Source organism: Kitasatospora sp. NPDC059160 (assembly GCF_042755465.1).
Lineage (GTDB): Bacteria > Actinomycetota > Actinomycetes > Streptomycetales > Streptomycetaceae > Kitasatospora.
The window spans coordinates 15,019-23,594 of record NZ_JBHZCN010000133.1 but is presented as its reverse complement, the minus strand read 5'-3'; the positions used below and the strand labels follow the sequence as shown (position 1 = coordinate 23,594).

The 8,576-nt window shown below is 73.6% G+C and carries 9 protein-coding genes; 8 read left to right on the top strand and 1 reads right to left on the bottom strand.

Going from position 1 to position 8,576, the window contains the following annotated elements; all coding sequences use genetic code 11:
• Window positions 1-362 precede the first annotated feature (362 nt).
• The 6 genes from ACFXOZ_RS37310 (at window position 363) to ACFXOZ_RS37285 (ending at window position 3,689) form a co-directional block, all read left to right on the top strand.
• Entirely contained in the window at window positions 363-779 is a 417-nt protein-coding gene (locus ACFXOZ_RS37310) for a peptidoglycan-binding protein (protein ID WP_380527514.1), read from the top strand.
• Window positions 780-804: 25 nt separating this feature from the next.
• Window positions 805-1,221 carry a peptidoglycan-binding protein gene (locus tag ACFXOZ_RS37305; RefSeq protein WP_380527511.1) on the top strand — a complete coding sequence of 139 codons (417 nt, stop codon included), beginning with the start codon at window positions 805-807 and terminating at the stop codon, window positions 1,219-1,221.
• 25 nt (window positions 1,222-1,246) lie between these two features.
• Window positions 1,247-1,639 (top strand): peptidoglycan-binding domain-containing protein, encoded by a 393-nt coding sequence (locus tag ACFXOZ_RS37300; protein ID WP_380527510.1) that lies wholly within the window; start codon window positions 1,247-1,249, stop codon window positions 1,637-1,639.
• 84 nt (window positions 1,640-1,723) lie between these two features.
• Window positions 1,724-2,815 (top strand): peptidoglycan-binding protein, encoded by a 1,092-nt coding sequence (locus tag ACFXOZ_RS37295; protein WP_380527508.1) that lies wholly within the window; start codon window positions 1,724-1,726, stop codon window positions 2,813-2,815.
• A gap of 89 nt (window positions 2,816-2,904) precedes the next feature.
• Entirely contained in the window at window positions 2,905-3,276 is a 372-nt protein-coding gene (locus ACFXOZ_RS37290) for a peptidoglycan-binding protein (RefSeq protein ID WP_380527505.1), read from the top strand.
• 47 nt (window positions 3,277-3,323) lie between these two features.
• Window positions 3,324-3,689 carry a peptidoglycan-binding protein gene (locus tag ACFXOZ_RS37285; RefSeq protein WP_380527503.1) on the top strand — a complete coding sequence of 122 codons (366 nt, stop codon included), beginning with the start codon at window positions 3,324-3,326 and terminating at the stop codon, window positions 3,687-3,689.
• Between the two features lie 85 nt (window positions 3,690-3,774).
• Here ACFXOZ_RS37285 and ACFXOZ_RS37280 read toward each other — a convergent pair whose 3' ends face one another.
• Window positions 3,775-4,170 (bottom strand): hypothetical protein, encoded by a 396-nt coding sequence (locus ACFXOZ_RS37280; protein ID WP_380527501.1) that lies wholly within the window; start codon window positions 4,168-4,170, stop codon window positions 3,775-3,777.
• A 369-nt stretch (window positions 4,171-4,539) separates the two neighbouring features.
• Here ACFXOZ_RS37280 and ACFXOZ_RS37275 point away from each other — a divergent pair, with 369 nt between their 5' ends.
• Entirely contained in the window at window positions 4,540-6,492 is a 1,953-nt protein-coding gene (locus ACFXOZ_RS37275) for a PhoX family protein (protein WP_380594385.1), read from the top strand.
• A gap of 78 nt (window positions 6,493-6,570) precedes the next feature.
• Window positions 6,571-8,415: a peptidoglycan-binding protein gene (locus tag ACFXOZ_RS37270; protein ID WP_380594383.1), complete on the top strand. Its 1,845-nt coding sequence runs from the start codon at window positions 6,571-6,573 to the stop codon at window positions 8,413-8,415.
• The last annotated feature ends 161 nt before the right edge of the window (window positions 8,416-8,576 follow it).

Genomic DNA, 8,576 nt, shown 5'->3' with positions numbered 1-8,576 from the left:
CCCCCCCCCGGCGCGCCCCCCCCCCACGTCCGCGTTCCCCGGAACCCGGGCCCGCGCCCCACCTCACGTCCCACGGAGCGGGGCCGCACCGTGGGACACATCCCTGGGACTGATGGGACGTCGGAAGACCTTCCGGACGGACCACGGAGTCCGGCAGAGTACGGCAGCGTCCCCGCCGCAGCAGGGCGGCCGCGCGCCGACGGCGCCCACCCGATCCGACGCGTACCGGCAGCACCTCCCGGCCTTCGCCGAGGCCGGTCCCGCGCGGCGGAGCCCGCCCGGGCCCCACACCGCGTACCGCCCGGGGCCGTACGTGCCCGACGGCACGCCGCCCCCGACCACCGTCCCGCAAGGAGAGTCCCATGACCCTGAAGACCATCGGCCGCACCGTGGTGGCGGCGGCCCTCGCCGGCTCGGCGCTGCTGGGCCTGTCCGGCACCGCCAGCGCCGCCCAGGGCGCGCCGTACATCGGCGACGGCTACCCCAACAGCCACCAGGCCGTGTGGTGCGTCCAGCACAACCTCAACCGCTTCATCGACATCACGACCAAGGCCAACCGCCCCGCGCGGCTGGACGAGGACGGCTACTGGGGGCCGAAGACCAAGGCCGCCGTCCAGTGGATGCAGACCGACGCCATGGTCGGCGGCCAGTGGCTCCAGTCCGACGGCATCGTCGGCCCGCTCACCGGATCCCTGATCGTCGGTTACGGCTACCCCGACTCCGTCGGCAGCCCCAGCGCCCCCTGCTGGCAGTACATCCCGACCGTCGAAGGCCCCTGATCAACCGGCGCAGGAGGACTGACGCATGAGCAAGAGGAACTTCGGCCGCGCCGCGGCGGCACTGGCCCTGGCCGGCTCGGCGCTGCTGGGCCTGTCCGGCACCGCCGACGCCGCCCAGGGCGCGCCGTTCATCGGCGACGGCTACGCCAACAACACCCACGCCGTGTGGTGCGTCCAGCACAACATCAACTACTTCCTGAACCGCACCACGCAGGCCGACCGCCCCGCGCCGTTGGCGGAGGACGGGCTCTGGGGACCGCAGACCAAGTCCGCCGTCCAGTGGCTGCAGGCCCACACCTTCATCAGCGGCCGGTCGCTCCTCCAGGACGGCTACGTCGGCCAGCTCACCGGGAACGCGATCATCAGCGACGGCGACCCGTACTACGTCGGCAGCTACGACGCCTACTGCTGGCAGTACATCCCGACCACCTACGGCCCCTGACCACCCGTACAGCGAGGAGCAACCCATGACCGCGAAGTCCTTCGGTCGCGCCGTGCTGGCGGTGGCCATGGCCGGAACCGCCCTGCTGGGCCTGGCCGGCACCGCCGCCGCCTCCGAGTCCGCCGGCTACATCGGCGACAACCAGACCAACGACTCCACCGGCGTCTGGTGCGTCCAGCACCTGCTCAACGACGTCGCCCGGGCCAACAACCGGGCGACCATCGACGAGGACAGCATCTGGGGCCCGAAGACCAAGGACCAGGTCCAGTGGTTCCAGTCCTTCGTCCACGTGAAGCCGGACGGCATCGTCGGCCCCTTCACCGGCGACAACCTCCTCTACCGCGGTGATGCGCAGTACGGCGGGAAGCACGGCGCCTGCTTCCCCTACATACCCAGCGACTCGGGGCTGTTCGAGTAGCACCCGCCCGTCGAGCACACCGGGCGTCAGGGAGGCCGATCACCGGCCGCCCTGGCGCATCATCACGGAACCGGAGACCCTCCTGTGAGCAGCACCCCCCTCCCCGCCCGGCGCCGGTTGTCGCTGGGCCTGGGCCTGGGCCTGGCCCTGGCGTCCGCGCTGACCGGCCTCGGCGCCTCCACCGCCTCCGCCGCGGCCCCGCCGGCCCCGATCCCGATCACCTCCCCGTCCTGCCCGGCCAACCTCCAGCAGGGCGAGGCCGACGGCTGCGTCACCCAGCTCCAGGCGGAGCTCAACCTGACCGGCGCCCACCTCACCGTGGACGGCCAGTTCGGGCCCGCCACCGACGGCGCCGTGCGCACCTTCCAGGGCGCGCACAGCCTCACCGCGGACGGCATCGTCGGCCCGGCCACCAAGTCGGCGCTCGACACGGCGGCCACCGCCGCCTCCGGCACCGTCGACCTCCGCACCCAGTGCGGGAACCTGCAGACCGGGGCGAGCGGGCAGTGCGCCTCGACCCTGCAGACGATGCTGAACACCTTCAACGCGGGCCGCCTCGTCGTGGACGGGCAGTTCGGCCCCGCCACCGACACCGCCGTACGCAACTTCCAGGCCGCCCAGGGCCTGGCCATCGACGGCATCGTCGGCGCCGGCGTCAAGAACGCCCTCTACACCGCCACCCCCGCCCCGCTGCCCAGCGGCCCGATCGACGCCACCAAGGTCCTGAACGCGGCCAAGTCCTACCTGGGCGTCCCGTACGTGTGGGGCGGCGGCCACTCGCTGCGCGGCGAGGGCCCCGGCCCGTCGCTGGGCACCTGCGACGGCTACACCGGCTCGATCCAGCCCTGCCCGGCCAACACCACGGCCGGGATGGACTGTTCGGGCCTGGTCCGGGCCGCCTTCTGGTTCGGCGCCGGCATCGACCTCGCCAACGGCGGCGACACCACCGACCAGACCCTGGACAAGCACCTCACCCCGATCACCGAGGACCAGCGGCAGCCGGGCGACGTCGAGTACTTCGGCACCGACGCCCACAACACCCACCACGTGGTGCTCTACGCCGGCACCGACTCCGCCACCGGCGCGGACATGATGTACGAGGCCAAGGAGACGGGCACCGACGTGCACTACGTCACCCTGCGCACCGGCGGCTACTGGTACCACGTCACGGCCTGACCGCCGGGGGCCGTTCACCCGGCCCGGCCGGCAGGGGCCCCGCCGTCCCACCCCGACCATCGACCTGACCTTTGTGAAGGACAACACCCATGCGTACCAAGCTCGCTGCCATCGCCGCCGGAGCCGTCATGCTCACCGGCCTCGGAATCGGCACCGCCACCACCGCGTCCGCCAGCACCCCCGCCGTGTGCACCCAGTACGGCTACTACAGCGACAACGAGGCGCAGGTGAGCCTCAACGACAGCGGCCCGGAGATCAAGGCGCTGCAGTGCGAGCTCAACTACAGCGTGCGCGGCGCCGGTCTCAAGGTGGACGGGATCTTCGGCAAGAACACCCTCGCCGTCGTGCAGAAGTTCCAGAAGTGCGCCGGTCTCGACCCCGACGGCATCGTCGGCCCGCTGACCTGGAACAGGCTGGACAACCAGAGCGACATCGACACGGCGGCGAACTACATCTGCTGACCCGGCCCGACCGAGTCCTCCCCGTCACGCGTACCGAAGGAAGAACCATGCGCAACAAGCTCGCGGCCGTCGCGGTCGCCACCCTCCTGGCCGCCGGCTTCGGCGTGACCACCGCCGGCAGCGCCTCGGCCGCGACGTCCCCGAGCCAGCTCTGCGGCGGCTACAGCACCAGCGAGCCGGAGCTCTCCCAGGACGACAGCGGTGACGCGGTCAAGGCCCTACAGTGCGAGCTGTACAACTCCCTCGCCTACCAGGGCCCGGACGTCGACGGGTACTTCGGCCCCAAGACCCTCGCCGCGGTGCAGAAGTTCCAGACCTGCACCGGCCTCAAGCCCGACGGCATCGTCGGCCCGCTGACCTGGGCCAAGCTGGACTACCAGGCCAACTACGGCTCCCGCCCGGTCTGGTGCTAGGGACCGTCGTGGACTGACGAAACGCCCGGCCGGGACCTCCCGGCCGGGCGTTCTCGCGTACGGCCGGTCCGCGGCTCGCGGCCGCTCAGCCAGTGAAGGGGAAGGGCGGCAGGACCCGGCACACGGAGTCCCGGGGCTGCCCGGGTTGCAGCGGCGCGGGGGATCCCATCCCGGTGACGTAGAGCCAGGTCAGGACGGCCGCGGCGGCGAGCAGGGCCGGCAGGCGGTACCGGCGGCTGCTCGGCCGGCGGCCCAGCAGTGCGCCGAGCGCCAGGAGCGCGACGAGCACGACCGTCCACCAGGACACCGTGGCCATCGCCAGGTTCGGGTTCGGCTCGTGGTCCTGGACCAGGCAGTAGTGCCAGGCCGCGAGGACGCGGCTGTTGCCGAACAGCGTGCCGCCCGTGGCCAGGACCAGGGCGGCCGCCGTCCAGGCCGCCCGCCGGATCCAGCCGCTCCGCCGCTCCCGCGCTGACCGCATGCCGCCTCCATGTGCTCTTCCGTCCGTCCGGAACCGTGGATCGCCGGATTCCGGTACCACGATGCCCGTCGGCCCGGCTCCGGTTCCCGTCCCCGGCGTCCCCGCCGTCCCACGCCGTCCCGGGATGGGGCGCCGGAGCATCTGAGACGGATTCAGGATGGCTACGCGGGTCGAACTCGATCTAGGTTCAGGTCCGCGAGACCCGCGGCGATCCGTTCGCTCCGGCCGACCTTTCGCTCCGGAGGGCCTCGCGCTCCGGCCGACCGGCTGTCGCCGCACGGCCCCCGAGCACGGGACGCGGCGCACGCACCCGGTCCTCTTCAGCCCCGCACCCCGCCCCGGCGGGCCGACTTCCCTTGGGTGGCGACCATGCCAGATCACGACACTCCGCAACCGGAGACAGCACCCCGCCGCACGTTCGACGACGTGGTGGCCGCCGGCCTGTCGCGCCGTCAGGCCCTGACCGGCGGCACCATCGCCCTCGCCGCGTTCCTCGGCCTCTCCGCGTCCCCCGCCTCCGCCGCCCCCGCCGGGCAGCCGGGCACGGCCGGTGCGGCGGCGCACCCGCTCGGCTTCACCGCCGTACCCGCGAGCAGCGCAGACGCCGTCACCGTGCCCGCCGGGTACTCCGTGCAGGTGCTCGCTCCGTGGGGGCAGGCCGTGCGCGAGAGCGGCCCGAAGTGGCGTGCCGACGGCGGCAACACCGCGGCGGAGCAGGCCGAGCAGGTCGGTTCCCACCACGCCGGCCTGCACTTCTTCCCGGGCACCGACGACTCCCACGGCACCCTGGTGCTCACCCACGAGTCCACCGACGCCGCCCTGCTGTACGGCCGCACCGGCGCGGCGGCCACGGAGGGACGGGTGAGCAAGGAGCAGGTCGCCAAGGCGCTCGCCGCGCACGGCGTCAGCGTGCTGGAGGTGCGCCGCACCGGCGGCACCTGGCAGCTCGCCGACTCCCCGCGCAACGTGCGCGTCACCGGTGCCACGCCCGTCACCTTCTCCGGACCGGTGGGCGCCGACCACCCGGCCCTGCGGACCGGCACACCCGCCACGGGCACGCTCGGCACCGGCGCGCACGGGGTGACCCCGTGGGGGACGTTCCTGGCGGGCGAGCGCAACACCGCCGGCTACTTCGGCACCGACGACCGGACGTGGCGGGCGACCCGCGCCCAGAAGCGGGCCGGCCTCGGCGCCCGCGGCGACGGCCACGGCTGGCACCGCGCCGACGCGCGCTTCGACCTCGCGGTGAACGGCAACGAGGCCAACCGCTTCGGCTGGGTGGTGGAGATCGACCCGGCCGACCCGCAGGCGGCACCCGTGAAGCGCACCGCGCTGGGCCGCTTCCAGCACGTCGGGGCGAGCGTGACCGAGTCCGCCGGCCGGGTCGTCGTCTACAGCGGCGACGACGAGAACGGCGGCTACCTCTACAAGTTCGTCGGTTCGGACAGCTGGTGGCGGCTGCGCTCCCAGGGCCGCAGCCCGCTGGACCACGGCACCCTGTACGTCGCCCGGTTCGAGGACGACGGCACCGGCCGGTGGCTGCCGCTGACCCACGGCCAGGGCCCGCTGACCGTCGCCAACGGGTGGGCCGACCAGGCCGACGTCCTGCTGCGGGCCCGGCTGGCGGCGGACTCGCTCGGCGCCACCCCGCTGGAGCGGCCCCAGCAGACCTCGGTGAGCCCGGACGGGACGGCGTTCTGCGCGCTCGCGAACAGCCCGGGCCTCGGCCACTGCGCCGCCGGCCCGAACGCCCACCGGGCCGCGGTCAGCCCGCGCGCCGAGAACCCGTACGGCCACGTGATCCGCTGGCGCGAGGACGGGACGGCCGACCAGGGCGACGGCCGGGCGACCGGCTTCCACTGGCAGGTCTTCGTGCTCGCCGGCGACCCGGCCCACGACCACCAGGTCCACCTGGACGCCGCGGGCATGTTCGCCTCGCCGAAGAACCTGTGGTCCGACGCCGACGGCCGGCTGTGGATCGGGACCGGCATCCCGGCCTACGACCAGAACCGGGCCGAGACCGGCCACGAGCACCTGGGCAACAACGCCATGCTGGCCGCCGACCCCGCCACCGGCGAGGTCCGCCGCTTCCTGACCGGCCCGCGCGGCGCCGAGATCACCGGCGTGGTCACCACCCCGGACCGCCGCACCATGTTCGTCAACGTCCAGCACCCGGGCGAGCACACCCTCGCCTGGGGCACGCCCACCCAGGACGATCCCCGCGCGGTCAGCAACTGGCCGGACCACGACGCCGCCGGCCGCCCGCGCTCGGCCGTGCTCGTGATCCGGCGGACGGACGGGGGCGTCATCGGGGCCGCGTGACGCGCCCGACGCCCGACCCACCCGACGCCCGCCCCACCCGTCCTGTCAGCAAGCCCAGCACGACTTCCGGAGAACCAGATGGTCACCATCATCTCGCGCAGTGAATGGGGCGCCCAGCCGCCCAAGACAACCGACTTCGGTCCCTTCTCCCCGTGGGTCGGCGGCATCGTCATCCACCACGAGGGCGGCGGGCACAAGTCCGTCGATCCCCACAGCCAGTGCGCCGCACTGGTCAGGAAGATCCAGGACGAGTCGATGCACCACGGCCTCACCCAGGACATCCGGGAGTGGACCGGCAACGGGGAGCCCGAGTACGACGACATCCCGTACAACTTCCTGGTCTGCAGGCACGGTTCCATCTACGAGGGGCGCGGACTCAACTACCGGTCCGGCGCGAACGGCACCGAGTCGCCCGGGGCCAACTCCGACTACTACGCCGTGATGGGCCTGATGGGCGCCGACGACGACGTGACCCCGGAGATGGTCGCGGGCATCAGGACGCTCTGCGGCTGGCTGCAGAACGAGAAGGGCGCGGGCCTCCGGATCGTCGGGCACACGGACGTCCGCACGGTGACCCACACGGACTGCCCCGGGAAGCTCTACCCGTACGTCAAGGACGGCTCCTTCATCGAGCGGGGCTCGGGCACCGGTGCCGGCCCCGACTCCGACACCCTGCACATCTACTCCCGCGCCCAGTGGGGCGCCCGCCCGGCGAAGGACATCACGCCGGTGGCCATCGGCGACCGCACCGGGTTCACGGTGCACTACTCGGACGGGCCGACCACCCAGACGCTCCGGTCGATCCAGAACTACCACATGGACTCCAACGGCTGGTCCGACATCGGCTACAACTTCCTGGTCGACACCAGCGGCCGGATCTTCGAGGGCCGCGGCTGGTACCTCCAGGGCGCGCACGCCTACGGGGCCAACACCACCCACATCGGCGTCTGCTTCATCGGCGAGAGCGGCGACGCCACCGACATCGCGATGTCCGCGATCCGGTCGATGTACGAGAAGGCCTGCGACATGGCCGGCCACGTCCTCACCAAGACCTACCACGGCATGCTCCCCGGCAACTCCACCGACTGCCCGGGGGCGCAGCTGCGCGCCTGGGTCCAGAACGGCATGCCGGCGCAGGTCCGCCCGATCGACTGGGCGGGCAGCGGCTACACCCCGCCGCCCACCGACTCCAGCGGCGCGAGCGGCGGCGGCATGACCCAGGTGCGGTCGGTCTCCGCCCAGCAGCAGGCGGTCAACGGCCTGGGCTACAGCCCGGCACTGGACGTCGACGGCGCCTGGGGGCCGAAGACGGACGCCGGCGTGCGCTGGCTGCAGAACAAGGTCGGCGTCACCGCCGACGGCCTGTGGGGGCCCGGTACCGAATCGGCGTTCAAGGCCTTCGGGGGCGGCTCGTCCGGCGGCGGCCCCATGACGTCCGTGCGCTCGATAGCGCGCCAGCAGCAGGCCGTCAACGACATGGGCTACAGCCCGGCGCTGGACCTCGACGGCGCCTGGGGGCCGAAGACCGCCGCCGGCGTGCGCTGGCTCCAGGGCAAGGTCGGCACCAACGCCGACGGCCAGTGGGGCCCGGCCACCGAGTCCGCGTACTTCGCGTACATCGACGACGGCGCCGGCCTCACCGTCGACGGCCAGTTCGGCACCCTGACCATCATGGCCGTCCAGCGGGTCTGCGGCTCCACCCCGGACGGCCAGTGGGGGCCCGACTCCAAGCGTTCGCTCCAGCACCACCTCAACGTGTGGGGCAACGCCGGACTGGTCGAGGACGGCGACCCCGGCCCCGCCACCTACCGGGCGCTGCAGACCTTCCTCAACGCCAGCGGCGCCGGCCTCACCGTCGACGGCCAGTGGGGCCCGGCCACCATCAGGGCCCTGCAGAACGCCCTGAACCAGGGACGGTTCTGACCCCGGGGTCCGGCCCGTACCGCAGGCGCCGGGGGGGGGCGGCGGGGGGCCCCGCGGCGCGGGGGGGGGCCCCGCGCGCGACCCCGCGCCCCCCCGGGCCCCCCCGGGGGCGCCCCCCCCCCCGGCCGGGGCCCGCGGGGGGGCGGGGGGGGGCGGCGGGG